The organism is Oerskovia sp. Root22 (assembly GCF_001429135.1).
Taxonomy (GTDB): domain Bacteria; phylum Actinomycetota; class Actinomycetes; order Actinomycetales; family Cellulomonadaceae; genus Oerskovia; species Oerskovia enterophila.
On the sequence record NZ_LMIL01000010.1, the window covers coordinates 290,475 to 316,116 of the forward strand.

At 73.6% G+C, this 25,642-nt stretch carries 21 protein-coding genes; 11 read left to right on the forward strand and 10 right to left on the reverse strand.

The features are described 5' to 3' along the window. Positions 1 to 19: 19 nt before the first annotated feature. The 4 genes from ASE15_RS14970 to ASE15_RS14985 all read left to right on the forward strand — a co-directional run bounded on the left by ASE15_RS14970 (position 20) and on the right by ASE15_RS14985 (position 3,719). A complete protein-coding gene (locus tag ASE15_RS14970) occupies positions 20 to 787 on the forward strand; it encodes an AraC family transcriptional regulator (protein ID WP_056645896.1) in 768 nt (255 codons plus the stop codon). Between the two features lie 91 nt (positions 788 to 878). After that, positions 879 to 1,424: a hypothetical protein gene (locus ASE15_RS14975; protein ID WP_157257359.1), complete on the forward strand. Its 546-nt coding sequence runs from the start codon at positions 879 to 881 to the stop codon at positions 1,422 to 1,424. A 105-nt stretch (positions 1,425 to 1,529) separates the two neighbouring features. Beyond that, a complete protein-coding gene (locus tag ASE15_RS14980; protein ID WP_056645890.1) occupies positions 1,530 to 2,300 on the forward strand; it encodes an aldo/keto reductase in 771 nt (256 codons plus the stop codon). Between the two features lie 117 nt (positions 2,301 to 2,417). Further along, the gene (locus tag ASE15_RS14985) at positions 2,418 to 3,719 is read left to right on the forward strand and encodes a Glu/Leu/Phe/Val dehydrogenase (protein ID WP_056645886.1); all 1,302 of its coding nucleotides are present in this window, start codon (positions 2,418 to 2,420) and stop codon (positions 3,717 to 3,719) included. Between the two features lie 111 nt (positions 3,720 to 3,830). Here the strand turns inward: ASE15_RS14985 and ASE15_RS14990 are convergent, their stop codons facing one another. Continuing rightward, complete coding sequence (locus ASE15_RS14990) at positions 3,831 to 4,667, reverse strand: tryptophan-rich sensory protein (RefSeq protein WP_056764122.1); 837 nt, start codon at positions 4,665 to 4,667, stop codon at positions 3,831 to 3,833. Positions 4,668 to 4,854: 187 nt separating this feature from the next. Here ASE15_RS14990 and ASE15_RS14995 point away from each other — a divergent pair, with 187 nt between their 5' ends. Next, complete coding sequence (locus ASE15_RS14995) at positions 4,855 to 6,717, forward strand: M48 family metalloprotease (RefSeq protein WP_082618487.1); 1,863 nt, start codon at positions 4,855 to 4,857, stop codon at positions 6,715 to 6,717. 89 nt (positions 6,718 to 6,806) lie between these two features. Here ASE15_RS14995 and hemQ read toward each other — a convergent pair whose 3' ends face one another. From hemQ to ASE15_RS15035, 8 genes are all read right to left on the reverse strand, one after another. Further along, the gene (hemQ, locus tag ASE15_RS15000; RefSeq protein WP_056764124.1) at positions 6,807 to 7,541 is read right to left on the reverse strand and encodes a hydrogen peroxide-dependent heme synthase; all 735 of its coding nucleotides are present in this window, start codon (positions 7,539 to 7,541) and stop codon (positions 6,807 to 6,809) included. A gap of 88 nt (positions 7,542 to 7,629) precedes the next feature. After that, positions 7,630 to 8,826 carry a ferrochelatase gene (locus ASE15_RS15005; RefSeq protein WP_235534453.1) on the reverse strand — a complete coding sequence of 399 codons (1,197 nt, stop codon included), beginning with the start codon at positions 8,824 to 8,826 and terminating at the stop codon, positions 7,630 to 7,632. Positions 8,827 to 9,133: 307 nt separating this feature from the next. Beyond that, a complete protein-coding gene (locus ASE15_RS15010; protein ID WP_056646717.1) occupies positions 9,134 to 10,102 on the reverse strand; it encodes a carbohydrate ABC transporter permease in 969 nt (322 codons plus the stop codon). 146 nt (positions 10,103 to 10,248) lie between these two features. After that, positions 10,249 to 11,121: a carbohydrate ABC transporter permease gene (locus ASE15_RS15015; protein WP_056645878.1), complete on the reverse strand. Its 873-nt coding sequence runs from the start codon at positions 11,119 to 11,121 to the stop codon at positions 10,249 to 10,251. Between the two features lie 338 nt (positions 11,122 to 11,459). After that, positions 11,460 to 12,851: an ABC transporter substrate-binding protein gene (locus tag ASE15_RS15020; RefSeq protein ID WP_056645877.1), complete on the reverse strand. Its 1,392-nt coding sequence runs from the start codon at positions 12,849 to 12,851 to the stop codon at positions 11,460 to 11,462. 82 nt (positions 12,852 to 12,933) lie between these two features. Beyond that, on the reverse strand, positions 12,934 to 14,649 hold the full coding sequence (locus ASE15_RS15025; RefSeq protein WP_056645874.1) for a glycoside hydrolase family 13 protein: 1,716 nt from the start codon (positions 14,647 to 14,649) through the stop codon (positions 12,934 to 12,936). A gap of 402 nt (positions 14,650 to 15,051) precedes the next feature. After that, the gene (locus ASE15_RS15030; RefSeq protein ID WP_056645871.1) at positions 15,052 to 16,071 is read right to left on the reverse strand and encodes a LacI family DNA-binding transcriptional regulator; all 1,020 of its coding nucleotides are present in this window, start codon (positions 16,069 to 16,071) and stop codon (positions 15,052 to 15,054) included. Between the two features lie 82 nt (positions 16,072 to 16,153). Beyond that, on the reverse strand, positions 16,154 to 16,519 hold the full coding sequence (locus ASE15_RS15035; RefSeq protein ID WP_056646714.1) for an ACT domain-containing protein: 366 nt from the start codon (positions 16,517 to 16,519) through the stop codon (positions 16,154 to 16,156). Between the two features lie 118 nt (positions 16,520 to 16,637). Between ASE15_RS15035 and ASE15_RS15040 the strand changes: the two genes are divergently transcribed. The 6 genes from ASE15_RS15040 (at position 16,638) to ASE15_RS15065 (ending at position 24,313) form a co-directional block, all read left to right on the forward strand. Further along, positions 16,638 to 18,449 carry a beta-N-acetylhexosaminidase gene (locus tag ASE15_RS15040; protein ID WP_082608462.1) on the forward strand — a complete coding sequence of 604 codons (1,812 nt, stop codon included), beginning with the start codon at positions 16,638 to 16,640 and terminating at the stop codon, positions 18,447 to 18,449. Next, positions 18,446 to 20,098, forward strand: a complete 1,653-nt coding sequence (locus ASE15_RS15045; RefSeq protein WP_082618488.1) for an amidohydrolase family protein — start codon at positions 18,446 to 18,448, stop codon at positions 20,096 to 20,098. Before ASE15_RS15040 ends, ASE15_RS15045 begins: the two co-directional genes overlap by 4 nt. Beyond that, positions 20,095 to 20,988: an IclR family transcriptional regulator gene (locus ASE15_RS15050; RefSeq protein ID WP_082608460.1), complete on the forward strand. Its 894-nt coding sequence runs from the start codon at positions 20,095 to 20,097 to the stop codon at positions 20,986 to 20,988. Before ASE15_RS15045 ends, ASE15_RS15050 begins: the two co-directional genes overlap by 4 nt. After that, positions 20,985 to 22,415: an alanine racemase gene (locus tag ASE15_RS15055; RefSeq protein ID WP_082608459.1), complete on the forward strand. Its 1,431-nt coding sequence runs from the start codon at positions 20,985 to 20,987 to the stop codon at positions 22,413 to 22,415. Before ASE15_RS15050 ends, ASE15_RS15055 begins: the two co-directional genes overlap by 4 nt. Positions 22,416 to 22,484: 69 nt before the next feature. Beyond that, positions 22,485 to 22,892 carry a RidA family protein gene (locus ASE15_RS15060; RefSeq protein WP_056645870.1) on the forward strand — a complete coding sequence of 136 codons (408 nt, stop codon included), beginning with the start codon at positions 22,485 to 22,487 and terminating at the stop codon, positions 22,890 to 22,892. A 110-nt stretch (positions 22,893 to 23,002) separates the two neighbouring features. Further along, positions 23,003 to 24,313 (forward strand): AAA family ATPase, encoded by a 1,311-nt coding sequence (locus ASE15_RS15065; protein ID WP_056645867.1) that lies wholly within the window; start codon positions 23,003 to 23,005, stop codon positions 24,311 to 24,313. A gap of 67 nt (positions 24,314 to 24,380) precedes the next feature. On the opposite strand, the gene ASE15_RS15070 is transcribed toward ASE15_RS15065, so the two are convergent. Next, a complete protein-coding gene (locus ASE15_RS15070) occupies positions 24,381 to 25,628 on the reverse strand; it encodes a glycerate kinase (RefSeq protein WP_082608458.1) in 1,248 nt (415 codons plus the stop codon). Positions 25,629 to 25,642 lie beyond the last annotated feature (14 nt).

Genomic DNA, 25,642 nt, shown 5'->3' on the forward strand with positions numbered 1-25,642 from the left:
TTGTACGATCCGGGCTGTCATGGCACCACTTCCGGACAAGCCCACCGCACCGCGCACCTGGCCCGAGGGCGAGGCGCTGCTCGCTGCCCTCAGCCCCGCGATGGTCGACCTCATGGACGAGCTGGCGTCGACCATGTTCTGCGCCAAGGACGTCACGGGCCGCTACGTGCTGGTCAACCGGGTCTTCGTGGCCCGCACCACCGAACGCTCGCGCCGCACGGTCCTGGGGCGGCGCGCCACGGACCTGTTCGTGCCGCAGCTCGCCGAGCGCTACGACCAGCAGGACGCCGAGGTGCTGCGCACGGGTCGCCCGCTGCGCAACGAGCTCGAGCTCATCCGCCGCCTGGGCGGTACGCCCGGCTGGTTCCTCACGTCCAAGCTCCCGGTGCACGACGGCGCAGGTCGCCTCGTCGGGCTGGTCTCGGTCTCGCAGGACCTGCGCGAGGACGACGCCGACGACGCCTCGATGGACTCGATGGCGCGGCTCGTCGCGGGGATCGAGGCACGCCTCGGCCAGTCGCTCACGGTCGCCGACCTCGCGGCCCTCGCGGGGTGCACGCCCGCGGTGCTCGACCGGCGCGTGCGCCGGGTGTTCTCGCTCAGCCCGCGCCAGCTCGTGCTCCGCGCCCGGGTCGACCGCGCGGCCGAGATGCTCGCGGCGACGGACTCCCCCATCGCCGAGATCGCGGTCGTCACGGGCTTCTACGACCAGCCCGCGTTCACCCGGACCTTCGCGCGCCTGACGGGCGAGACGCCGTCGTCGTTCCGGCGCCGGGCGCGGCGGTGAGCGAGTCGGCGTGACGTGTCGCGCCGAGCCGCCTAGCCTCGGGGCGACGAGGATCGAAGGGATCCCCCCGACGACGAGGAGACCTGTGCCCGTGCGCCACGACGACCGTCCCCGACGCACTGCCGGCGCGCTCGTGCTCGGTGCCGCGGTGCTCCCCCTGCTGGCGGCGTGCGGTGTGGGCGACGACGTGGTCGCCTGCGCGCTCGTCATGCACGCGTCGACGCTCGAGGTGCGGCTCGCCGACTCGTGGCCCGACCGCGAGGCCTTCGACGTCGCGGTCGAGTGCCCGCCGGGTACCGGGGGCTGCGACCTCGTCCGCGCGGGCACGGTGCAGCTGGTGCCGGCCCCGGACGCTCCGCCGATCGCCGACCTCTCCGGTGGTGCAGATCCGTCCGTCGCCGCGCCGTCCGACGGCTCGGCCGACGCACCGGCAGCGCCGTCCCCGCCCACGGTCACCGGGCCGGTCTGGACCGGCACCACCTTCTCCCCGCCGTCGGAGGTCGTCGTCACGGTCGAGCGCACCTCGACGGGCGACGTCGCGCTCGACCGCGTCGTCGAGCTCGACTGGCGGGCAGAGAGCCCCGACGACGACTGCCCCGGCCCCCGGACGGTGACGGTCGTCCTGGACGAGGAGTGAGCAGCGCGCGTCCGGTCGCCACGGAAGGACGCCCGCGGGGGCCCGCCCCGGGCCGTACGCGCTCCCGGTCGCGCACCCGCGCCGGCCGTGCCAAGACTGGGACCCATGACCTCGATCCCCACCGCCGCCCTGCCCGGCGGCGACATCCCCCTGCTCGGCCTCGGCACCTGGCAGTCCGAGGGCGACGACTGCTACCGCGCGGTCCGCCACGCGCTCGACGTCGGGTACCGGCACATCGACACCGCGACCATGTACGGCAACGAGGAGCAGGTCGGCCGTGCCCTCGCCGCGTCGGGCGTCCCGCGCGAGGACGTGTTCCTCACGACCAAGCTGCGCCCCGCCGACGTCGGGCGCGAGCACGAGACCCTCGCGCAGTCGCTGCGCCTGCTCGGCACGGACTACCTGGACCTGTGGCTCATCCACTGGCCGCCGTCGGGCGACGCCTCGCCCTGGGTGTGGGCCGAGCTGCTCGCGGCGCGGAACGTGGGCCTCGTGCGATCGGTCGGGGTGTCCAACTACTCGGTGGACCAGCTCGACATCCTGTCCGAGCAGACCGGTGAGACGCCCGCGGTCAACCAGATTCCGTGGGGCCCTGACGACTACGACGCGCAGGTCGTCGAGCAGCACGCCAAGCGCGGCGTGGTCCTCGAGGGGTACAGCCCGTTCAAGCGCACGAACCTCGACTCCCCCGCCCTGCAGGCCGTCGCCCGGGCGCACGGCGTGAGCACCGCGCAGGTCGTCGTGCGCTGGCACCTCGATCACGGGTTCGTCGTGATCCCCAAGTCGGTGACCCCGGCACGGATCGAGACGAACTTCGACGTCACGGGCTTCTCCCTGACCCCCGACGAGCTCGCGAGCATCGACGCGCTCGGGTGAGGACACGACCGCCGGGACGGGCGCGGACGTGAATCACGCCCCGACCTGGCGGTACGTTGGTCGGACACGGTCCCTCACCACGGGACCGCGAGGAATCCCTCATCACCCGGAGGAAGAGTGACGACGACGTCCACGCCGCCCACGAGCGGTGCCACCCAGCCAGCACCCACCCCTGAGAAGGCCTCGGCCCTCGCGACGGCCCACAGCCAGCTCGCGAACGCGGTGGAGATCCTCGGCTACGACCCGGGCCTGCACGAGATGCTCGCGACCCCGCGCCGCGAGGTCAACGTCTCGGTCCCGCTCCGACGCGACAGCGGGGACATCGTGCTGTTCCGCGGCTACCGCGTCCAGCACAACGTCTCGCGCGGCCCCGGCAAGGGCGGTCTGCGCTACCACCCCAGCGTCGACATCGACGAGGTGCGCGCGCTCGCGATGTGGATGACCTGGAAGTGCGCCGTCGTCGACCTGCCGTACGGCGGGGCCAAGGGCGGCGTGTCGATCGACCCGCGTGAGTACTCGCAGGCCGAGCTCGAGCGCGTGACCCGTCGCTACACGAGCGAGATCATGCCCGTGATCGGCCCCGAGCGGGACATCATGGCACCGGACATGGGCACCAACGAGCAGACCATGGCGTGGGTCATGGACACCTACTCGGTCAACCGGGGCTACACGATCCCGGGCGTCGTGACGGGCAAGCCCATCCCCGTGGGCGGTTCGCTCGGGCGCACCACGGCCACGTCGCAGGGCGTGGTCCACACGACCAGGGCCGCGCTCGCCGAGGCGGGCCTCGAGCTCTCCGACGCGTCGGTCGCGGTCCAGGGCTTCGGCAAGGTCGGCTCGCACGCCGCCGCGATCCTCGCGGGCCACGGCGCCCGGGTCGTCGCGGTGAGCGACCAGTACGGCGGCATCCACGACGAGGACGGACTGGACGTCGCCGCGCTGTTCCGGCACGTCGCCGAGACCGGGACCGTGGTCGGCTTCGAGGACGCCGAGCCGATCGACAACCACGCGCTGCTCGCGCTGCCGGTCGACGTGCTCATCCCGGCCGCGGTCGAGGGCGTGCTCGACGACGTGACCGCGCACACCGTCAAGGCGCGCTGGGTCGTCGAGGGCGCGAACGGCCCGACCACGGCCGCGGGCGACCGGATCCTCGCCAAGAACGGCGTGACCGTGGTGCCGGACATCCTCGCGAACGCCGGCGGCGTCGTCGTGTCCTACTTCGAGTGGGTCCAGGCGAACCAGGCGTACTGGTGGACCGAGCAGGAGATCGGCGAGAAGCTCGAGCACCGCATGCACGTGGCCTACCAGGGGGTCTCGTCGTTGGCGCGCCGCGAGGAGCTGAGCCTGCGCGACGCCGCGCTCGTCATCGGCATCCAACGGACCGCCGAGGCGCACCAGATCCGCGGGCTCTACCCGTAGGGTCCTTGCTCGACGCTCGGGGCGGTCCTCGCACGGCGAGGGCCGCCCCTCGCGCGTCGGGGGCGGGGCGGGTGCCGGGCCGTGGGAGGTGCCAGGCCCGACGGCGGCGCGTCAGCCGCGCCGTGCGCGCAGCGTGGTCACGACAGGGGCCAGGAGCGCGACGCCCGCAGCGAGGCCGGCCGCGACCGCGACCGTGGTGTCGACCAGCGGACCGTTCGCCCGGCCGTAGGCGATCCACCCCAGTCCCCAGGACATCGCCAGCCCGATGCCGATCGCGACCACCGGTCGCCTCGCCGCGAAGACCGCGTAGGCGACGGCCAGGACCGCGCCGGCGGCGACGACGAGCACACCCCAGACGGTCGCCCCGAGGACCAGGTCGCCCACGCCCGCGTCGGTGAGCGCGGCGGCGACGTTCGCGAGCGTCGCCACGCTGGCCCAGCCCAGGTAGAGGCCGACCGTGCCGTCGAGGACGAGCGCCTGGGCTCCGCTCGTGGGCGGGGTCCGGACCAGCCGCACGAGGATCAGGGCGAGCACCGCGACGAGGACCCCGATCACCACGACGCTCAGGGGCAGGACGCCCGTCTGGACCACACCGATCCAGGCCGCGTTGAGCAGCATCGAGGCCAGGACCCACCAGGACACGGCGCGCAGCCGGGCGTCGGCGGCGTGGCGTGGGAGCGCCTGGTAGACCGCGAAGACCGCGAGCCCCAGGTAGATCAGCGACCAGATCGAGAACGCCGGGCCGTCGGGGGCGACCGGGGTGGCATCGGCCGCGAGGGCCCCTCCCGAGGCGTTCTGCACGGCCTGCCCACCGAACGCGCCGGAGCCGAACGCGGCCCCCACGATCGCGATCACGGCCCCGACGAGGACGGTGACCTGGCGGACCCGGTCGGCGGTCGTGGGGACCGCGACCGGCTGGGACGTGGTGGTGTGTCGGTCGGTGCTCATACCTCCAGGATGCCAACGCTCAGCATGCTGAGCATCTTGGAGGGGCGGTCCTGCGCGCGCGAGACCACCGGCTGCCGACCACGAGCGGCCGGTCGCCCCTGGATCCGCTGGTGCCGCGCGCCTCCGAGGCGCTAGGCTCCGGCGCCAGCGGACCGCATCGGAGCGGTCCCCGTCGTCGGAGAACGCCATGTCCACCACCCTGCGAGCAGCGCTCTCAGTCCTCATGCTCGTCGGCTTCTACGTCCTCGCGCTCGCGATGGTCGTCGGGCTCGGGGCCGCCACCGTGTGGGCGTTCTCGGAGCACGCCGGGCCCGGGGCGGCCAAGCTCGGGTTCCTCACCGTGGTCGTCGCGGTCGGCCTCGTGGTCGCCCTGTGGAAGGTCGCCCGCGCCAAGCCGTCGCCCGAGCCGGGCGTCGTCCTCTCCCCCTCGGACGCTCCCGAGCTGTGGTCGACGGTCCGCGAGCTCGCCGACGCCGCACAGACCCGCGTGCCCGACGAGATCCGCCTGGTCGCCGACGTCAACGCGGCCGTCTCGGAGGAGACCCGCCTCCTCGGTCTGGTCGGCGGCAAGCGCCACCTGTACATCGGCATCCCGCTGCTCCAGGCCATGAACGTCGCGCAGATGCGCTCCATCCTCGGGCACGAGCTCGGCCACTACTCCCAGCAGCACACCCGTCTCGGCGCCATCACCTACCGCGGGCGCTCCGCGATCATGGCGACCGTCCAGCAGCTCTCGGGCAACCTCGTGGGTTGGTTCCTCAAGCAGTACGCCAAGCTCTACGTCCTGGTCTCGGCCGCCGTGAGCCGCCGGCAGGAGCTCGAGGCCGACCAGATCTCGGTGCGTGTCGCCGGACGCTCGACCGCGCAGTCGGCGCTTCGCGAGGTGCCGCTCGTCGACACCGCCTGGACGTTCTACGAGCGCCAGTACATCGGCCTCGGCTGGGAGAACGGGTACGCACCCACGTCGGCGGACGTGTTCGGCGGCTTCGCCCGCATCCTCGAGGCACGGGACGCCGAGCTCGCGTCGATGCGCGAGGAGACCCCCGACGAGGAGCACTCGCGCTGGGACACCCACCCGGCGATCGGTCTGCGCATCGCCGCCATGGAGAAGATGCCCGAGGGCACGGTCACGGTCGACGACCGGCCGGCCAGCGCGCTCGTGCCCGGATTCGAGGAGCGCAGCGCGCAGGTGGCCGGACGGGCGCTCGACATCGGCACCCGGACCGCCGTCGACTGGCAGACGCTCACCGAGCGCTCCATGCCTCAGACCGAGCAGCGGCACGCCGACCTCGTGTACCGCGGCGCGGCGCGGGTCGCGGGCCAGGCGTCGGCCGACCTCACGACGGTGCTCGAGCTCGTGCGCACCGGGCGCCTGGTCGCGCTCGTCCGGGAGTTCGTCCCCGAGGTCGCGGAGCCCGACGCCGCCGAGGCGTTCATGCCCTCGATCGAGACCCTGCTCGGGACCGCCGCCGTCCGCAGCGGCGTCGGGACCTGGCGCCTGTCCTGGTCCGGACCTGCCCGGCTCGTCGGACCGGACGGCGAACCGCTCCCGCTCGAGGAGATCGGCCGCCTGGCCCTCGACCCGGCGACGGTCGACGATGCCGTCACGCGGCTCTCGGCGCTCGGGATCGACACCGCGCGAGCCGTCCAGGTCAGCACGACGGCCACGGCCCACGGCGCCGAGATCCTCGGCGGCCTGGCGAACGTCAAGGTCGACGGGGCTCAGCACGACGTGCTCGTCCTCGACACCGGGCTCGTCCTGCGCCCGTGCCCCAAGAAGACGGAGGGCGGCAAGAACCGGCTGATCGCCCTGCTGCAGTCCGGTGAGGTCGCGGACGTCGCCGCATCCAACAGGTACCTCGCCTTCGAGGACATCCGCGAGGCCACGATCGTCAAGGCCGGCCCGGTCCGCGCAGACCTCACCCTCCACGACGGCACGGTCGTGCGCGTGCACGAGACCTGGTCCGGCGAGCGCCTCACCAAGGAAAGCGACCAGGCGTTCCTCGCGGGCATCTACCCCTACGTCAAGGACGAGGTCCCGGCGGGCTGACGCCCCGCGCGCCCGCAGAGACGCCGAGTGCGGAGCAGCTGTCGCGGATCCGCGACGACTGCTCCGCACTCAGCGGTCGGGACGGCGGCTCAGGACAGCGGCTGCCGGCCCGCCCACTCGATCAGCGTGGTCCGAGGCCCCGTGAAGAACGGCGTCTCCTCGCGCACGTGGCGGCGCGCCTCGGTGGCCCGCAGCTCGCGCATGAGGTCGACGATGCGGTGCAGCTCGGCGGCCTCGAAGGCCAGGAGCCACTCGTAGTCGCCCAGCGCGAACGAGGCGACCGTGTTGGCGCGCACGTCCGGGTAGTCGCGCGCCGCGAGGCCGTGGTCGCGCAGCATGGTGCGGCGCTCGGCGTCGGGCAGGAGGTACCAGTCGTACGACCGCACGAACGGGTACACGCACAGGTACGCCCCCGGCTCCTCGTTCATGAGGAACGCCGGGACGTGGCCCCGGTTGAACTCGGCCGGGCGGTGCAGCGCCGCGTTGGACCAGACGGGCTCGAGGTGGCGGCCGAGCTCGCTGGCCCGCAGGCGCTGGTAGGCACCCTGGACCGACTCGATGCTGGGGCCGTGCCACCAGACCATGAGGTCGGCGTCCGAGCGCAGGCCACCCACGTCGTACCAGCCGCGGACCACGAGGTCGCCGTCGACGGCCGCCGGGTCGTCGCCGCCGCTCACCGCGGCGAGCGCGGCCTCGACCATCTCGGTGCGCTCGGCGGGGTCGGCCGGCAGGGACTCGGCCAGCGCGAAGACCGACCACATGGTGTAGCGGATCGCGTCGTTGATCTGCTCGTGGTCCACGGGGACGCGGTGCGCGTCGTTCATCGTCGTGCCTCTCTCGGTGCGGGGGCCTCGGGGACGTCGGCGTCCCGAGGGCGGGTCGTGGCGACCGGGGGCCGCCGTGTCGTCGGGGTCAGCGGTGCACGTCGGTGCTGCACAGCGCCGGGATGCCGCTGGGCTCGCCGTCGCGGCGCAGGCAGCAGTCCGGTGCGCACACCGAGCGGAACGGGCCGAGCTCGCCCACGACGGCCTCGGCGAACTTCTCGTCGCGCGCGATGGCCGCACGCTCGAGGACCAGGTCCACCAGGCCCGCCACGAACGGGGCGCGGGTCCCCACGGTCCCGGCACGCACGGCCGTGATGCCCAGGCGCGACGCGGTCTCCATGGCCTCGGTGTCGAGGTCGTACGCGACCTCCATGTGGTCCGACACGAAGCCGATGGGCGAGAGCACGACGTTCGTGACGTCGTCGGCCGCGAGCGACTCGAGGTGGTCGTTGACGTCGGGCTCGAGCCACGGCTGCGCGGGCGGGCCCGAGCGCGAGCAGAACGTGAGGTTCCACTCGACCTCGTGGCCGAGACGCGCCGAGACCTCCTCGGCGACGACGCGGGCCAGGTCGAGGTGCTGGCGCGAGTAGGTCGCGTGCGAGATGCGCGACGCGGCCTCCATGGTCAGCGGGATGGAGTGCGTGACGAACACGAGGCGGGCCTCGGTCACGTCGCCGCCCTTGGCCGCGAGCGCCTCGTAGGCCTCGAGCACGGCGTCGACGTTGGCCTGCGCGAACCCGGGGTGGTTGAAGTACGAGCGCACCTTGTCGAACTGGATGCCGGTCGAGCCGTCGGGGCCGAGCTCACCGCGCGCGTCGAGCGTGAGCGCGAGGTCCTCGCGGTACTGACGGCACCCGGAGTAGGACGAGAAGGCCGAGGTCACGAGGGCCACGACGCGCTCGGCGCCCGCACCGGCGAGCTGCTCGACGGCGTCGCGCGTGTACGGCTCCCAGTTGCGGTTGCCCCACACCACGGGCAGGTCGATCCCGCGCGAGGCGAGCTCCTCCTCGAGCGCGGCCTTGAGGGCCAGGTTCTGCTCGTTGATGGGGCTCTTGCCGCCGAACCCGTAGTAGTGCTCGCCGACCTCCTCGAGGCGCGAGTCGGGGATCCCCTTGCCGACAGTGACGTTGCGCAGGAACGGCACGACGTCCTCGGGCTTGTTGGGCCCTCCGAACGAGTACAGGAGGAGGGCGTCGTAGGGGCGGACTTCTGCGGCAGCGGCAGGAGCGGTGCTGGTCCGTGCACCGGGTCCGGCGGCCGTCGTCTGAGGCGAGAACGAGGGCATGCCTGCCATCATGTCAGGCGTTCCTGGGGGTTCTCGGCCGGAGCCGGACGACCCCGACGTGACATTGACGGGACAGTTCGTCAGAACCGCCGGGAGTGAGGCCCGGCCCGGCCCGTGGCGCGGGAGCGGTGGGACGAGCTGACGCGGGGGCCGCGGCACGGGCCGTTGCGCGAGCCCACGAGATGCGGCGGACGGGGGTCGGGAAGCATCTCCCGACCCCCGTCCGCCGCATCTCACGAGCGCGTGTCCGCGCGGTCAGCGCGAGCGCGCCGCCGTCGGCACCCCGTGCCGCACCCGGCGCCCACGGCTACCCCTTGACCGCTCCCCCGAGCCCCGCCCCCTGCAGGAACGTGCGCTGGAACACGAGGAACAGCAGCACGGGGATGATGGTCGAGATCGCGAGCGCCGCGAGGAACACGCCCTTGTCGGTCGTGGCCGCGATCGCGGGCAGGCGCACCGACAGCGGCTGGATCAGCGGGTCCTTGAGGACCAGGAGCGGCCAGAGGAAGTCCTTCCAGCTCGCGATGATCGCGAACACCGAGACCACGCCAAGGATCGGCTTGGACATGGGCAGCACGATCGACCAGAACAACCGGTAGGGACCCGCGCCGTCGACCCGCGCGGCCTCGAAGACCTCGCGCGGCAGGTTGTCGAAGAACCGCTGCACCAGCAGCACGTTGAACGCGCTCGCGCCCGCGGGCAGCCACACGGCCCAGAAGCTGTTGATGAGCGAGGTGCCCAGGAGCGGCGGGTTCAGGATCGTCAGGTACAGCGGGACGAGCAGCACCACGGCCGGGATGAACATGGTCGACAGCACCGCGGCCTGGATCGCCTTGCCGTAGCGCGGGCGCAGGACCGACAGCGCGTACCCGGCCGTCGTCGCGACGACCATCTGCACGGCCCACGAGCCCAGCGCGAGCCAGATCGTGTTGAAGAAGTACTTGCTGACCTGGACCTCGTTCCACGCCTTGTCGAGGTTGTCCCACGCGATGCCGTTCGGGAAGATCGCCATGGGCGTGCGCAGGATGTCCTGCGTGGGAGTGACCGCGAACTTGGCGAGCAGCAGCATGGGCCCGAGCCCCGCGACGACGAGCAGCACGAGCAGCAGGACGTGCGTACCGCCCATCCCGAACCGCACCGAGGGGCGCCGCCAGTCGGCGGTCGACACGGCGCCGCGGTCGGCCACGGCATCCAGTGCCCGACGGCGGCTCTTGCGCTCGCGTGCCGCGTCGCCCTCGCGTCGGGTCAGCAGGGCCTTCTCGGCGAGCACGGCCATCGAGCCGCCCGCCTGGGCCGAGACCTCCTCGGGCGGGGGGTAGGTCCCGGGGCGGGCTGCGCCGTCGGGCAGGTCGCCGGGCGTGGCCCCCCGCCCCGCGGGGGACGTACCGCCCGAGGCGGCAGGACGGTCTGTGCGCGAGGTCGTCATGAGGTGCTCCAGGACCGGGTCAGGCGGAAGTACAGGGCGGAGAAGGCCGCGAGGGCGAGCGCGAGCATGAGCGACAGGGCCGTCGCTGCGCCGTAGTTGCCGCCCAGGCTGTTCGCGAACGCGTAGTTGTAGATGAGCAGCAGGATCGTGATGGTCGAGTTCGCGGGGCCGCCCCCCGTGAACAGGTACGGCTCGAGGAACACCTGCGCGGTCCCGATGATCTGCAGGATCAGCGTGATGAACAGGACCCCGCGCAGCTGGGGCATGGTCACGTGCCACACCTTGCGCCACACGCCCGCGCCGTCGACCTCGGCCGCGTCGTAGAGCTCGGGCGGGACGCTCGTGAGGGCGGCGAGGTAGATGATGATCGTGCCGCCCGCGCCGGCCCACGTGGCAGCGAGGACGAGCGAGGGCATGGCGGTCGACGCGTCCTGGAGCCACGGGTACGGCCCCAGGCCCACCCAGCCGAGGATCGTGTTGAACACCCCGTGGGGGCCGGCGTCGTAGAAGAACTTCCACAGCAGCACGGCCACGACGGGCGGTACCACGACCGGCAGGTAGGCAAGGGCCGAGTACAGACCCTTGTACCGCCGGACCTCGCTCATCAGCACGGCGGCCACGAGCGGGATCGGATAGCCGAACAGGAGTGCGAGGAACGCGAAGTACGCCGTGTTCTTGACCGCGGTCCACAGCAACGGGTCGGCCAGGACGTACCGGAAGTTGTCGAGCCCCACGAACTGGGTGTCGACGAGGTTCGTCTCCTGCACGCTCATGACGAGCGCGCGCACGATGGGGAACCACGAGAAGACCCCGAAGATCACGATCACGGGCAGCATGAAGATCAGGTTGCTCAGCCCGCCGCCACGCACCCAGGTCGCGGGCGACCGTCGTCGGGCGGGCTTGTCGGCGGGCGCTTCATGGCGTCTGCGCGGTGGTGCACTGGTCGCGGTCACGAGGGGTCCTTCGGGTCAGGGAGAGGAGAAGAGGGTTCCCGGTCGGTCGGAGGGGGCGCCCGCGACCGACCGGGAGGATGGGAGCCGGGCCGCCCGCTCTCACGAGCTCCGGGTGAGCCCCGGCGAGAACAGCGGTGAGGACCGGGAGGTGAGGCGGGGGACGGAGCCGGGCCGTGGCGGGTCTGGCGGGAGGCCGAGGAACGAGGCCGGATGTAAGGCCCGGCCCCGTCCCCCGCGTCACCTCCCCCAGGGACTCACCCCTGGTCGAGCAGCGCCTGTGCCTGCTTGTTCGCGTCCGCCAGCAGCTTGTCGATGTCGGCGTTCTGGTCGGTCAGCACGGCCTGGACGACGGGGTCCATGAGCGCGTAGATCTCCTGCGTCTTCTGCGACGGCTCACCGACGAGGGGCAGGTCGAACATGGTGTCGGTGTACCCGGTCATCTGGTTCAGCGGGACGTTGATGTAGTCCTTGATCCATTCCTGGTTCTCGAGGTACTGCTCCTTGCTGAACATGGGGAGCACGGGCGTGCCGACGGGCTGGTCGCTCGCGACGAGCGTCTGGGCGTCCTTGACGGCGGCGTCCTGGTCGACGAGCTTGTTGAGGTAGAAGAAGTCGATCCACTTGACGGCGGCGGCCTTCTTGTCGTCGGTGGCCTTGGCGGGCATCGCGGCGAGGGTGCCGCCCGTGAGGACGCCGGCGTCGTCGCCGTCGAGCGGGAGCGCGGTCAGCCCGTAGGTCGCGGGGTCGAGCCCGTTGGACTGGACCATCGAGGTGTAGACGTCGGAGCCCGAGGTGTACATGCCGACCTGGCCCGCAGCGAAGGCCTCGTTCATGGTGCCCCAGTCGAGCAGGAAGTTGCTGCCCATGGAGTTGTCCTCCCAGCGCAGGGCCTGCAGGAACTCGAGCGCTTCCTTGGTGCCGTCGTTGTCGAGCGACTCGGTGGCCTTGCCGTCGTCGCCGACCTCCTGGACGCGTCCGCCGCGCGAGTAGGTGTTGACGGTGAGCTGCCAGCCGCCTGTGTTGTTCTGGGTCATCTGGGCGTAGCCGGCGACGCCGGGGTTGGCGTCGGCGATCTTCTTGGCGTACTCGCGGACCTGGTCCCAGGTGGTGGGCGGCGAGTCGGGGTCGAGGCCCGCGGACTCGAACAGGGCCCGGTTGTAGTGGAGGCCGACGCCGTAGACGTTCTTGGCGGGGATCGCGTAGACGTGGCCGTCGGGGCCGGTCCCGGCCTCGATGATCGCCGGGTTGAACTTGTCGGCGTAGGGCAGGGTGCGGAACTGGGTGTCGAGGTCCGCGATCTGCTTGTTCTCGACGAGGGTCTTGGCGTCGGTGAACGGGATCTCGAACACGTCGGGCAGCGTGCCGCCGGCGAGCTGGGCGGCGAACGTGGTCGCCTTCCACTCGTACTCCTCGGGCACGACGTCGATGTCGGGGTTGGCGTCCTCGAACTGCTTGACCTGCTCGTTGAAGGCGTCGATCGCCTCGGGCTCGGAGCCGGGCAGGAGGGAGACGACCTTGAGGGTGGTCTTCCCGTCGGCGGACTCGCCGTCGCCGTCGCCCGAGCCGGAGCTCGAGCAGGCGGCGAGGGCGGTGGCGGTGAGGGCCCCCACGAGGGTGAGGGCGATCGCGCGGCGTGTGGACTTCATTGTCTCTGCTCCTTGTGCGGGCGGGTGCGCTGGGCGGTGCTGCTCAGCACGGTGCGGTGGTGGGTGCGGGTGGGTGGGCTGGTCAGGTCGGGGTGGCGCCGGTCGCGCGGCCCGGCGGGGTGCGCCGGAGCCACGCGGCCGTGTCGGTGGGGAGCTCGACACCTGCGGCGCCGTGCTCCAGGTCGGCGCTCGCGAGGAGCACCTCGTACCCAGCGGGCAGGGGGACGGCGGGGCCGAGGTTGACGACGCACAGCACGTCGCCGCGCGTGAACGCGAGGAGGTCGCCGGTCACGTCGCCCGGGCCGCTGCCGACGAAGACGTCGTCGGCCCAGGCGAAGCCGCCGCGGAACGCGGGGTCGTCGTGGCGCAGCGAGAGGACGCGGCGGTAGAGGCTGAGCATCGACGCGTCGTCGCCCGCCTGCGCCTCGACCGACAGGTCGCCCCACCCGGCCGGCTGGGGCAGCCAGGGGTGAGCGCCGCCGTCGGGCCCGAACCCGTGGCTGCTCCCGCCGCGCGCCCACGGCAGGGGGACGCGGCAGCCGTCGCGGCCGGGGTCCACTCCCCCGGACCGGAAGTGCATGGGGTCGTTGATGACGTCGAGCGGGAGGTCCTCGACCTCGGGCAGGCCGAGCTCGTCGCCCTGGTAGACGTACAGCGAGCCGGGCAGCGCGGCGGAGAGCAGGGCGGCCGCCCGTGCCCGACGGCGTCCCGCGGCCAGGTCGGTCGGCGTCCCGAAGCGCTTGGCGCCGAACGAGAACGCGCTGTCCTCGCGGCCGTAGCGCGTCACGGGGCGAGTCACGTCGTGGTTGGACAGGACCCACGTGGCGGGGGCGCCCACGGGGGCGTGCGCGTCGAGCGTCGTCTGGACGGACTCGCGCAGCGACTTGGCGTCCCAGGGGCGGGCCATGAAGTCGAAGTTGAACGCGGTGTGCATCTCGTCGGGGCGCAGGTACTGCGCGAACCGGGCGCGGTCGGCGAGCCAGACCTCGCCCACCAGGACGCGCGGCTCGTCGTAGGACTCGGCGACGGTACGCCAGCCGCGGTAGATGTCGTGGATCTCGTCGCGGTCGACGTGGGGGTGCTCGCCCGGGCCGGGGTGGGCCGGGACCTCGGGGAGCGTCGCGTCCTTGACGAGCAGGGCCGCGGAGTCGATGCGGATGCCCGCGGCGCCACGGTCGAACCAGAACCGCAGGATGTCCTCGTGCTCGCGCCGGACGTCGGGGTGGTTCCAGTTGAGGTCCGGCTGCTCGGGCGTGAACAGGTGCAGGTACCACTCGCCGGGCGTGCCGTCGGGGTTCGTGGTGCGGGTCCAGGTGGTGCCCTGGAAGTCGGAGACCCAGTGCGTGGGCATCTCGTCGCCGCCCGGGCCCTTGCCGGGGTGGAACCAGAAACGCTCGCGCTCGGGCGAGCCGGGGCCCGCGTCGAGCGCGGCCTGGAACCAGCGGTGCGCGGCCGAGACGTGGTTGGGCACCACGTCGACGATCGTGCGGATGCCCAGCTCGCGGGCCTCGGCGATGAGCTGCTCGGCCTCGCTGAGGGTGCCGAACTGCGGGTCGATCTCGCGGTAGTCCGCGACGTCGTAGCCGCCGTCGGCGAGCGGGGACAGGTACCAGGGGGTGAACCAGATCGCGTCGACGCCCAGGTCGCGCAGGTACGGCAGACGCTGCCGCACGCCGGCCAGGTCGCCTGTGCCGTCGCCGTCGCCGTCCGCGAAGCTGCGTACGTACACCTGGTAGATGACCGCGTCCCGCCACCAGGTGGGGTCGGCCGTCGTTCGGGTCGAGTCGTCCTCGCGCACCGTGTCCTCGTCTTCCGTCCGTCCCGTTCAGCGATGAACGGGTGCTCTGCGTCGAGCGCGGCGTCCCGGGTGGGCGGGCCGCTGGACTCCTGATCCGTGGATCCGGCGTCTTGGGCATCAACGTAATCACTCGACAGCAATCGCGCAAGAACTCGACAGTAGCGTTATCGAAACGCGACCTTTGGCGGTGGGTAGGACGACTCCCGGGCAGCGCGTCGCTGAGTGCGGAGTTCTTGCGCGACTCGCCGGGTGCGTCGCGCAAGAACTCCGCACTCAGCGAGCAGCTCCGGGCACGACGAAGGGCGCCGCCCCGGGTTCCCCCAGGGCGGCGCCCTCAGTGCCGCTCGACCAGCCGGTGCCGCCCGCCTAGCGCGTGCCGCCCGCCTAGCGCGTGCCGCCCGCCTAGCGGGTACCGCTCGTGTTCAGCGGCGCGGTCGAGGCACGCACCACGAGCTCGGGCTCGAACAGCAGCTCGTCGCGGGACACGTCGGCCCCCGCGATCATGCTCGCGAGCAGGTCCACGGCCGCACGCCCCATGGGCTCGATGGGCTGGCGGACGGTCGTGAGCGCGGGGTCGGTCGAGTTCATGAGCGCCGAGTCGTCGTACCCGACGACCGACACGTCGGTCGGGACCTCACGCCCGGCCCGGCGCACCGCCCGGATCGCGCCGAGCGCGAGCGGGTCGCTCGCGCACACGATCGCGGTCGCACCGGCCTCGAGGAGCCGCACCGAGGCGGCCTGACCGCTCTCGAGCGAGTACTGGCTGTGCTGGACGAGCGCAGGGTCGATCGTGACGCCGTGGCGCGCCGCCAGGGCGTGCGCCGCCGCGAGCTTGCGCTCGGACGGGATGTGGTCGGCGGGGCCGAGCAGGAACCCGATCCGTCGGTGCCCCAGGGACAGGACGTGACCGAGCGCCTGGTTCATGGCGACCACGTCGTCGCACGAGACCCGTGGGAAGTCGAGCGACTCGATCGAGGCGTTCATGAGGACCACGGGCAGGTTGCGCTCGGCCAGGCGCCGGTAGGGCTCGTGGTCGGCCTCGCGCTGGGCGTAGAAGCCGCCCGCGAAGAGCACGCCCGAGACCTGCTGGCCGAGCAGCAGGTCGATGTACTCCGACTCGGTGATGCCGCCCGCGGTGCGCGTGCAGAGCACGGGCGTGAACCCCTGCTGAGCCAGTGCGCCGCCGATGACCTCGGCGAACGCGGGGAAGATGGGGTTGGCGAGCTCGGGGAGGACCAAGCCGACGAGTCGGCCTCGTTCACCGCGCAGCTTGGTGGGGCGCTCGTACCCGAGCACGTCGAGGGCCGTGAGGACGGAGTCGCGCGTCGCCTGGGAGACCCCAGGCTTGCCGTTGAGCACGCGGCTGACCGTGGCCTCGCTGACGCCGACCTTCTTGGCCACCTCGGCAAGTCGTCTGGACATGCTGCTGACTATACGCAGCGCGCAAGCCGCTTGCGTTCACTTGCGCAACCGTGAGCAGCCGCGTCGGCGCCCCTCGGCGCTGTCAGCGCCCCCGCGTCACGGTGTGCCCCGCGTCGACCAGCACGTCCACGGCGGCCTCGACCGAGTCCTCGGGGACCAGCACGAGGTCCGCGTGGAACGTCGAGGCGACGAACACCGCGATGCTCGCGTCGGCGAGCGGCCCGACGATCGCCGCGAGCATGCCCGGCATGCCCAGCCCGTGCGGGTCGCCGTAGAACCCCGCCCAGCGGTCGCCATCGCCACCGAAGGGCGAGGCCTCGCGCAGGACCGTCAGGCCCTCGGGCGCACGCACGAGCGCGACCCACTCGTCGTCGTCCGGGAACGCGGAGTGGGGCTCGTGCGCGAGCGTGAAGAACGAGTCGAGGAGGCGCAGCTTCTGGGCGGGCATGCCCGCGAGCCTAGGGCGCGCCACCGACACGCGGATCACCGCCCCGGCCGTCGTGCAGTGCACAACAACCCGTGTGCGCGGCACACCACGAGCGGCGCGCCGTGGTTAGGCTCGACAGGTGAGCGCCCCCACCCTCTCGCCCGGGCTCCTGCCCGCGCCCGTGAGCCTTCAGCCCGCCACCGGCACCTTCCCGCTGACCGACGGCACGCCCGTCCGTACGGACCCGGCCCTCGCCGCGGCCGCGCGCTGGTGGCGTCGGACCACGGAGGCGGCGTTCGGCGTCGACCTCCCGTTCGTCGTCGGTGACGGCGCCGCCGACAGCCCCGCCGCGGCACCCGGCGGCGCTCCCGGAGGGGCGCGCCAGGCGAACGTCGCGCCCGACGACGCAGCCCGCCCGGGCGTGACCCTCGCCCTCGACGCGTCACGCCCCGCGGGCGGCTACCGCCTCGAGATCACCCCGCAGGCCGTGCTGCTCACGGCCGCGGACGCGGCCGGTGCCCACGCGGGTGCCCAGACCCTGCGCCAGCTCGCAGGCCCGCAGGCCTACCGCACGGCACCGGTCGCCGCGGCCCCCGGGACCCCGGCGAGCACCGTCCACCTGCCCGCCCTCACCATCGAGGACCACCCGCGCTTCGGCTGGCGAGGCGTCCTGCTCGACGTCGCCCGGCACTTCCTGCCCACGCGCGAGGTGCTGCGGTTCATCGACCTCGCGGCGGCGCACAAGCTCAACGTGGTCCAGCTCCACCTCACGGACGACCAGGGCTGGCGCATGCAGGTCCACCGCTACCCGCTCCTGACCGAGGTCGGCGGCTGGCGCACCGAGTCGAACGTCGGGACGTGGCGCACGGGGGTCTTCGACGGCCGCCCGCACGGCGGCTTCTACACCCAGGACGACCTGCGCGAGATCGTCGCCCACGCGCGCGAGCGGGGCGTCGTCGTCGTGCCGGAGATCGACGCCCCGGGGCACGTCGAGGCGGCCGTCGCGGCCTATCCGTTCCTCGGGACCCGCAAGACCCCGCACACGGTGCGCACCACGTGGGGCGTGAGCACCGAGGTGCTCGACCCGTCCGACGAGGCGCTCGAGTTCTTCACGAACGTGCTGGACGAGGTCCTGGACATCTTCGACTCCCCCTGGATCGCGATCGGCGGCGACGAGGTCCCCACGACGCTGTGGCGCGAGAACCCGGCGATCGTGGCCCTCGCCGAGCAGCGCGGCCTCGCGGACGTCGCCGACCTCGCGGGCTGGTTCCTGGCCCGCCTGAGCGAGCACGTCACGGCCCAGGGGCGTCGGGCGGTCGTGTGGGACGAGGGCTTCGGCGAGCAGCTCCCGCGCGACGTGGTCGTGACCGCGTGGCGCGGCTTCACGGTGGGAGCGGACGCGCTCGAGGCGGGCAACGACGTCGTCATGGCCCCGGAGCAGGTCGTCTACCTGGACCACCGTGCGGGTGACGGCGAGGACGAGCCCGTCCCCGTCGGGTTCCTGCGCACGGTCGAGGACGTCCTCGCGTTCGACCCGTTCCCGCCCGAGGTCCTCGCGCAGTACCCGGGCCTCGACGCGGCGCCCGGTCGCCTGCTGGGCGCCCAGGCCGAGGTCTGGTCCGAGCACCTCGACTCGCCGCGCCGCGTCGACTACGCGGCGTTCCCCCGCCTCGCGGCGTTCGCGGAGGTCGTCTGGAGCCCGACGGCGGAGCGCACCCCGGGCGGTCCGGCCTCGGCCGAGTTCCTCGCTCGGCTCGAGCAGGACCACCTGCCGCGCCTCGACGCGGCGGGCGTCGAGTACCGCCCGCTCGACGGGCCGAAGCCCTGGCAGCAGCGTCCCGGCGTGCGCGGGTTCCTGCGCCACCTCGACCAGGAGATGGCCGCGGGCGGCTATGCCGGCGTGGGCGGCTGGGTCGAGGGACGCGACGCGAGCTCGGAGGGGCAGGCATGAGCACCACGGACCGTCAGGACGCCCGCGACCTGGCAGCAGGGGGCGGCACGACGGGCGTGACGCTCGTCGTCCGCGGCGCACGGCTCACCACCCCGGAGGGGCTGTCGGGGCCTGTCGACCTGCTGGTCGCAGGAGACGTGATCGACCACGTCGTGCCGGCGGGCAGCGTGCCCGTCCCCGCCGGGGCGCACGTGATCGAGGCCGCGGGCCGCATCGCGTTCCCCGGCTTCGTCGACTCCCACGTGCACGGCGAGGCCGCGGTCCTGGACCCGGACGTGCAGCTCGCGATGCTGCGCCAGGGCGTCACGAGCATCGTCGTGGGCCAGGACGGCGTGTCCTACGCCCCCTCCGCGAGGCAGCCCGTCGCGGACGGGACCCACGACGCGCACACCTGGGCGACCGGCTACTTCAGCGCGATCAACGGCGAGCATCCCACGTTCCGGGGCGGCTCGGTCGCCGACCTGCTCGCGACGTACGAGGGCACCACTCCCCTCAACGTCGCCTACCTCGTCCCGCACGGCACGCTGCGCTACGACGTCCTGGGCGGCGCGGCCCGACCCGCGAGCCCCGACGAGACGGGCCGCATGGTCGCCCTGCTGCGCGAGGCCCTCGACGACGGCGCGTGCGGCATGTCCACAGGCCTCGAGTACGCGCCGGCCTCGAACGCGACCGACGACGAGCTGGTCGCGCTGACCCGCGTCCTCGCCGAGCACGACCTGCCCCACGTGAGCCACATGCGCGGCTACGAGGACAAGGCCGGGACCGCGATGGCCGAGCTCGTCCGGGTCGCCCGGGCGTCGGGCGTCGCGACCCACGTCTCGCACTACCACGGGCCCGCGGACGAGCTCATCGGCTACGTCGAGGACGCCCACGCGGCCGGGCTCGACGTCACGTTCGACTCCTACCCGTACCTGCGCGGCTGCTCGATCCTCTCGATGGTCTCGCTGCCCACGTGGTTGCCCGTCGCGGACCCGGACGCCACGGTCGCGATGCTCCAGGACCCCGACGTCGTCGCGCGCCTCCGCGCCGAGCACTTCCCCGGCCTCGCGGACCTCTGGGAGCGCGTGACCATGGCCGCCGTGCCCGGCGAGCTGCAGTGGAGCGAGGGCATGGCGCTGCTCGACGTCGCCGACCGCCTGGGCCTCGACCCCGTCGAGACGACGCTGCGGATCCTGGTCTCGACCCACCTGCGCGCGGGCTGCGTGTTCGCCCAGCCCCCCACCAACTCCCCCGGGTCCGTCCGGGCGCTGCTGCGCCACCCGGCGCAGATGGGCGGATCGGACGCGATCTACCAGGGCGGGCGCCCGCACCCGCGCGGCTGGGGGGCGTTCGCGCGCTTCCTCGCCGAGCACGTGCGCACGCTCGGCGACTGGACGTGGCACGACGCCGAACGGCACCTGTCGACGGCCGCCGCCGAGCGCTTCGGGTTCGGCGACCGCGGGGTCCTGCGGCCGGGCGCACGCGCCGACGTCGTGCTGCTCGACCCCGAGACCGTGCAGGACGTCGCGACGTACGAGGACCCGCGGCGTCCCGCGACCGGGATCGACGACGTGCTCGTCGCGGGCGTGCCCGTGCTCGCGGGCGGGCAGCCCACCGGCGCCACCCCCGGGCGGGCGCTGCGCCCGACCGTCCCGGCGGGGCGCGCATGACGGCGACCGCGCGGGAGGCAGCGAGCGCCCAGGAGCGGGGTCGGCCGGAGCCCTCGGGCCGGCAGGCGCTCCCGGACGCGTCGGCACCCGCCGCCGACGCCGCCCGGAACTCGTCCCAGTCGCTCCGCCGCGCCCTGACGATCCTCGACGCCCTGCGTCACGACGCGGCCCGCGGCCTGAGCCTCGTCGAGCTCGCGGACGTCCTGGGCACGCACAAGAGCACGGTCTCTCGCCTGCTGGCGCCGCTCGTCGAGGTCCACCTGGTCCGGCGCACCCCGGGTGGACGGTTCGTGCTGGGCGCCGGCACGCTCCGGCTCGGCCAGGCCTACCTCGAGGGGCTCGACCTGCGCACGGTCGCCGAGCCCCACCTCGCGGACCTCATGCGGGCCTCGGGGGCAACGTGCCACCTCGTGGTCCGCGACGGTCTCGACGTCGTCTACATCGACAAGAAGGAGAACACCGCGGTCGTGCGCATGGCCTCGCGCATCGGACGCCGCATGCCGCTGTACTGCACGGGTGTCGGCAAGGCGATCCTCGCCGCGAGCGACGTCGACCTGCTGGAGGCCGTGCTCGAGCACCCCCTGCCCGCCGTGACCGCGCGGACCCTGACGGACCCCGACGCCCTGCGCGCCGAGCTCCGCACGGTCGCACAGCGCGGCTACGCGATCGACGACCGCGAGAACGAGGCCGAGGTGCGCTGCGTCGCGGCCGCCGTCGTCGACCACACGGAGACCGCGATCGGCGCGCTCTCCGTCTCCGCCCTCGCCTCGCACATGCCGCCCGCGCGGGTGCGCGAGCTGGGCCCGCTCGTCGTGCAGGCCGCCCGCGCGGTCTCCGCCGGGATGGGCTCCGTGCGCTGCGGCTACGAACCCACCGGGAGGAACGCATGACCGACCCCACCCAGGCTGCCCGCCCCACCCAGCCGTCCACCCGCCCGACCGTCCCCGCGGACCCGAGCGCCGTCGTCGGGCCCGCGACCAAGGGGCTGCGGCTCGACGCCGAGCGGACCGTCGCGGACGTCCTCGCGGACTCCCCCCGCATCACCGACGACGCCTTCTCCTGGCCGCTGCTGACGCTCGACGACGCGGCCCTCGACCACAACGTCGCGCTCATGGCGCGGCTGTGCGCCGAGCACGGCGTCGAGCACGCACCGCACGTCAAGACCGCGATGTCCCGCGGGCTCTACGCCCGTCAGGCCCGCGCCGGGGCCTGGGGCGCGACCGTCGCGAACCCGGCGCAGCTCCGCGTGGTGCGCACGTGGGGCGTCGAGCGGGTGTTCCTCGCGAACGAGCTCATGGATCCGCGCGAGATCGCGTGGCTGCGCCGCGAGCTCGAGGCCTCGGTCGCCCCCGGCGGCACCCCGTTCGAGGTGTGGGTCTACGTCGACTCGATCGAAGGCGTCGGGCTGCTCTCGCGCGGCTTCGCGGGCGCCTCGCCCCAGGTCGTCGCAGGCCTCGGCGTGCTCGTCGAGGTCGGCGTCCCCGGCGGCCGGACGGGCGTGCGCAGCACGGCCGACGCGCTGGGTCTCGCGCGGGCCGTGCGTGCCGCGGGACTGCGCGTGCCCGGGGTCGCCGGGTACGAGGGGTCGGCCGCGGGCGGCACCACGCCCGAGGACCTGGACAAGGTCACGGCCTACTGCCGGGGCCTGCGCGACGTCGCGGCGGCGTTCGTCCGCGAGGGCCTGGTGCCCGGCGACGAGCCCGTGGTCGTGACCGCGGGCGGCAGCTCGTTCCTCGACGTCGTGCTCGCCGAGCTCCCCGGGCCGCTCACGGTCGCGGGCGCGGGTGACGGGGTGGACGGTGGCGGCAGCACCGACGGCGGCGGGACCACCCGCGACGTCCGCGTGGTGGTGCGCTCGGGCGCCTACCTCACGCACGACCACGGGTTCTGCGCCCGCATGGACCCGTGGGACCGCATCCCGGGCGGCGAGCCCATGCACGCGGCCGCGGTCGTGTGGGGCCAGGTGCTCTCGGTCCCCGAACCCGGCCTGGTGCTGTGCGGTGTGGGGCGACGCGACGTGTCGTACGACATCGACCTGCCCACGGCCCTGTGGCTGCGCACGCTCGACGAGAACGGCGACCTGCGCCCCGCGCACGACCTCGCGGGGGCCCGCGTCACGGGCCTCAACGACCAGCACCTGTACCTCACGGTCGATCCCACGCCCGCGGGCAGCGCCCCGGCCACGACGCAGATCCGGCCCGGCGACGTCGTCGGGTTCGGGATCTCGCACCCGTGCACGCTGTTCTCCACGTGGCGCGTGGCGGCCGTGGTGGGCGACGACGACCAGGTGATCGACCTCGTCGGCACCGAGTTCTGACGCTGCCCGTCCCGGACCACCCCGCATCACCCGCGACATCCCGAGAGAAACCCGAGAGAAAGAGGCACGATGAGCACCGCCAAGTCCCCGATCAGCACCCCGCACGCACCGGCACCGGCCCACACGTTCCACCAGGGCGTGCGCAAGGGCCCGTTCGTCCAGGTCTCGGGTCAGGGGTCGGTCGACCCCGCGACGAGCGAGTACCTGTTCCCCGGCGACGTCGCCGCGCAGACCACGCGGACGCTGGAGAACGTCAAGGCCATCGTCGAGGGCGCGGGCGCCACGTTCGACGACGTCGTGATGCTGCGCGTGTACCTCACCAAGCGCGAGGACTTCCCGATCATGAACGACGCGTACGGCGCGTTCGTCGAGGCCAACTGCCCGGGCGGCGTGCTGCCCGCCCGCACCACGGTCTTCACGGGGCTGCCCCGCGAGGAGATGCTGGTCGAGATCGACGCGTTCGCGATCACGGACTGACCTTTTCGCCGCCGAGTGCATGGTTCGGCTGCGACTCGCCGGGCGTGTCGCAGCCGAACCATGCACTCGGCGGAACGCGCGCCGTGGGTGGCCGCGCCTAGCCTGGCGGGATGATCGAGACGCTCGCCATCGAGGGCTACCGCTCGCTGCGGCACCTCGTCCTGCCGCTCGGCCGGCTCACGGTCGTGACGGGTGCCAACGGCGCGGGCAAGTCGAGCCTGTACCGCTCGCTGCGCCTGCTCGCCGAGTGCGCGCTGGGCGGCGCGGTCGGGGCGCTGGCCCGCGAGGGCGGGCTGCCCTCGACGCTGTGGGCCGGGCCGGAGGTGATCGGCCGCTCGGTGCGCGCGGGCGTGCACCCCGTGCAGGGCACGGTCCGCAACGGACCGGTCGCGCTGCGCCTGGGCTTCGCGAGCGGCCCGGACCTCCTGCCCGACGGCGCCACACCGGCGGGTGCGCCCCTGACGGGCGCGTACGGGTACGCGATCGACCTGGGGCTGCCGCAGGACGGCGGCGAATCGTTCGGCCTGGACCCGGAGATCAAGACCGAGGTCGTGTGGTCGGGCCCTGTGCTGCGACCCGCGACGCTGGTCGCCGACCGCCACGGCCCGTCGGTCCGGCTGCGCGACGAGGACGGGTCGTGGCAGGTGTCGGGTCGGCGCCTGCGGTCGTTCGACAGCATGCTCTCGGAGGTCGTGGACCCCGTGGGCGCACCCGAGCTCGTGCTCGTGCGCGAGCGCCTGCGGTCCTGGCGCTTCTACGACCAGTTCCGTACCGACGCCCTGGCTCCGGCCCGCGGCGCGCACGTCGGCACCCGGACCCCCGTCCTGGCGCACGACGGCGCCGACCTCGCCGCAGCGCTCGAGACGATCCGCGAGCTGGGGCTGGCCGACGATCTCGACGCCGCGGTCGAGGACGCGTTCCCGGGGTCGACCGTGCGGGTCCGTGCGGCGGACGACGGCCGGTTCTCGCTCGAGCTGCGCCAGCACGGCCTGCTGCGTCCCCTGGGCAGCGCCGAGCTGTCCGACGGCACGCTGCGCTACCTGCTGTGGGTCGCCGCGCTGCTCACGCCCCGCCCCCCTGAGCTGCTCGTGCTCAACGAGCCCGAGACCAGCCTGCACCCCGACCTGCTGCCCGCGCTGGGGTCGTTGATCGCGGGGGCCGCGCAGCGCACGCAGGTCGTGGTGGTGACGCACTCGGGGGCGCTCGTGCGGGCCATGGAGGAGGCAGCGGACGGCTCGCGCGCGTCGGGGACGTCGGCGCTGTCGGCACCGGGAGGCCGCGCGCCCCGGACCGGTCGCGCCGGGGCGCGCGGACTGCCCGGGCTCGCGCACGTCGAGCTCGTCAAGGAGCTCGGGGAGACGACCGTCGCGGGCCGCGAGGGTCCGCTCGACGAGCCGCTGTGGCACTGGCCGAAGCGCTGAGTGCATGATCCTGCGGCGACTCACCGGGAGTGTCGCGGCAGGATCATGCACTCGGCAGGTCCCGGGATCAGCGGCGCACGGACCCCAGGTACAGGCTCGTGACCGACGCCGCGAGCTCGGCCAACCTGCTCCCCGTGCGCCCCACGAGCTCGTCAAGGTCGATCGGCCCCGGAGCGATCGAGAACGCGGCCGTGACCCCTGCGGCCCGGGCGCGCTGGGCGGGCAGCAGGACCTGCCCCGCGAGCACCACCACCGGAGGCCTCCCGGGGGCCGCCGCAGCGAGCGTGCCGATCGCGTCCGCGACCTTGCCGTTGACCGACTGCGAGTCGAACGAACCCTCGCCCGTGAGCACCAGGTCCGCGTCCGCGACGGCCGCGGGCAGCCCGATGCTCTGCGCGACCAGGGTCGCGCCGTGCTCGAGCTCGGCGCCCAGGACCGCGACGAGCGCCGCGGGCACCCCGCCCGCGGCCCCAGCCCCCGAGAGCTCGTGCGTGCGCACCCCGGTCTCGCGCTCGAGCAGGTCGGCCCAGCGCACGAGGGCCGCGTCGAGGAACGCGACGTCCGACCCGCTCGCGCCCTTCTGCGGGCCGAACACCGCCGCCGCGCCGCGCTCGCCCACGAGCGGGTTCGTCACGTCGACCGCCACGCGCCAGCGCACCTGTCGGGCGCGCGGGTGCAGCCCGTCGAGGTCGAGGCCCACGACGCGCGCGAGCCCCTCGCCGCCGTCGGGCACGACCCTGCCCGCGAGCTCCCCGTCCGTCGAGGACGGGACCGTCGCCGGCTCGTGCGCGACCAGCCGCGCCCCGAGGCCTGTGAGGAGACCCGCCCCGCCGTCGGTCGACGCCGACCCGCCGAGGCACACGAGGACCTCCTCGACCCCCGCGTCCAGGACTGCGGCGGCGACCTCGCCCGTGCCGCGCGTGTGCGCGTGCAGAGGCTGGAGGGCGACATCGCTCACGTCGGGCAGGCCGCTCGCGGCGGCGAGCTCGACCACACCGACCCGGCCGTCGGCCGAGACCCCGTAGCGGGCCGTGTGCGGCCGGCCGATCGCGTCGACCGTGACGAGCTCACGTGCCGGCACGCCCCAGACCGCGAGGAGAGCGTCGAGCGTGCCCTCCCCGCCGTCGGCCATGGGCAGGAGCGTGAGGAGGGCGTCGGGCGCGGCGGCCAGGACCCCGTCCGCGATGTGCCGCGCGACCGCGTCCGCGGTCGCCGACCCCTTGAACGAGTCGGGCGCGATCACGACCCGCAACGGTCGCGCCCCGCCGGGTGGGTCGAGGGTCCGGGAGGCGTCGGTGTTCGTCGTCGAAGGCACGTCCCGATCGTAGC

Bases quoted from the DNA above. Each gene is read 5' to 3' on its own strand.
- ASE15_RS14970 (WP_056645896.1), top strand. From the start codon at position 20: ATGGCACCACTTCCGGACAAGCCCACCGCACCGCGCACCTGGCCCGAG.
- ASE15_RS14980 (WP_056645890.1), top strand. From the start codon at position 1,530: ATGACCTCGATCCCCACCGCCGCCCTGCCCGGCGGCGACATCCCCCTG.
- ASE15_RS14990 (WP_056764122.1), bottom strand. From the start codon at position 4,667: ATGAGCACCGACCGACACACCACCACGTCCCAGCCGGTCGCGGTCCCC.
- ASE15_RS14995 (WP_082618487.1), top strand. From the start codon at position 4,855: ATGTCCACCACCCTGCGAGCAGCGCTCTCAGTCCTCATGCTCGTCGGC.
- hemQ (WP_056764124.1), bottom strand. From the start codon at position 7,541: ATGAACGACGCGCACCGCGTCCCCGTGGACCACGAGCAGATCAACGAC.
- ASE15_RS15005 (WP_235534453.1), bottom strand. From the start codon at position 8,826: ATGCCCTCGTTCTCGCCTCAGACGACGGCCGCCGGACCCGGTGCACGG.
- ASE15_RS15010 (WP_056646717.1), bottom strand. From the start codon at position 10,102: ATGGCCGTGCTCGCCGAGAAGGCCCTGCTGACCCGACGCGAGGGCGAC.
- ASE15_RS15020 (WP_056645877.1), bottom strand. From the start codon at position 12,851: ATGAAGTCCACACGCCGCGCGATCGCCCTCACCCTCGTGGGGGCCCTC.
- ASE15_RS15030 (WP_056645871.1), bottom strand. From the start codon at position 16,071: ATGTCCAGACGACTTGCCGAGGTGGCCAAGAAGGTCGGCGTCAGCGAG.
- ASE15_RS15035 (WP_056646714.1), bottom strand. From the start codon at position 16,519: ATGCCCGCCCAGAAGCTGCGCCTCCTCGACTCGTTCTTCACGCTCGCG.
- ASE15_RS15045 (WP_082618488.1), top strand. From the start codon at position 18,446: ATGAGCACCACGGACCGTCAGGACGCCCGCGACCTGGCAGCAGGGGGC.
- ASE15_RS15050 (WP_082608460.1), top strand. From the start codon at position 20,095: ATGACGGCGACCGCGCGGGAGGCAGCGAGCGCCCAGGAGCGGGGTCGG.
- ASE15_RS15055 (WP_082608459.1), top strand. From the start codon at position 20,985: ATGACCGACCCCACCCAGGCTGCCCGCCCCACCCAGCCGTCCACCCGC.
- ASE15_RS15060 (WP_056645870.1), top strand. From the start codon at position 22,485: ATGAGCACCGCCAAGTCCCCGATCAGCACCCCGCACGCACCGGCACCG.
- ASE15_RS15065 (WP_056645867.1), top strand. From the start codon at position 23,003: ATGATCGAGACGCTCGCCATCGAGGGCTACCGCTCGCTGCGGCACCTC.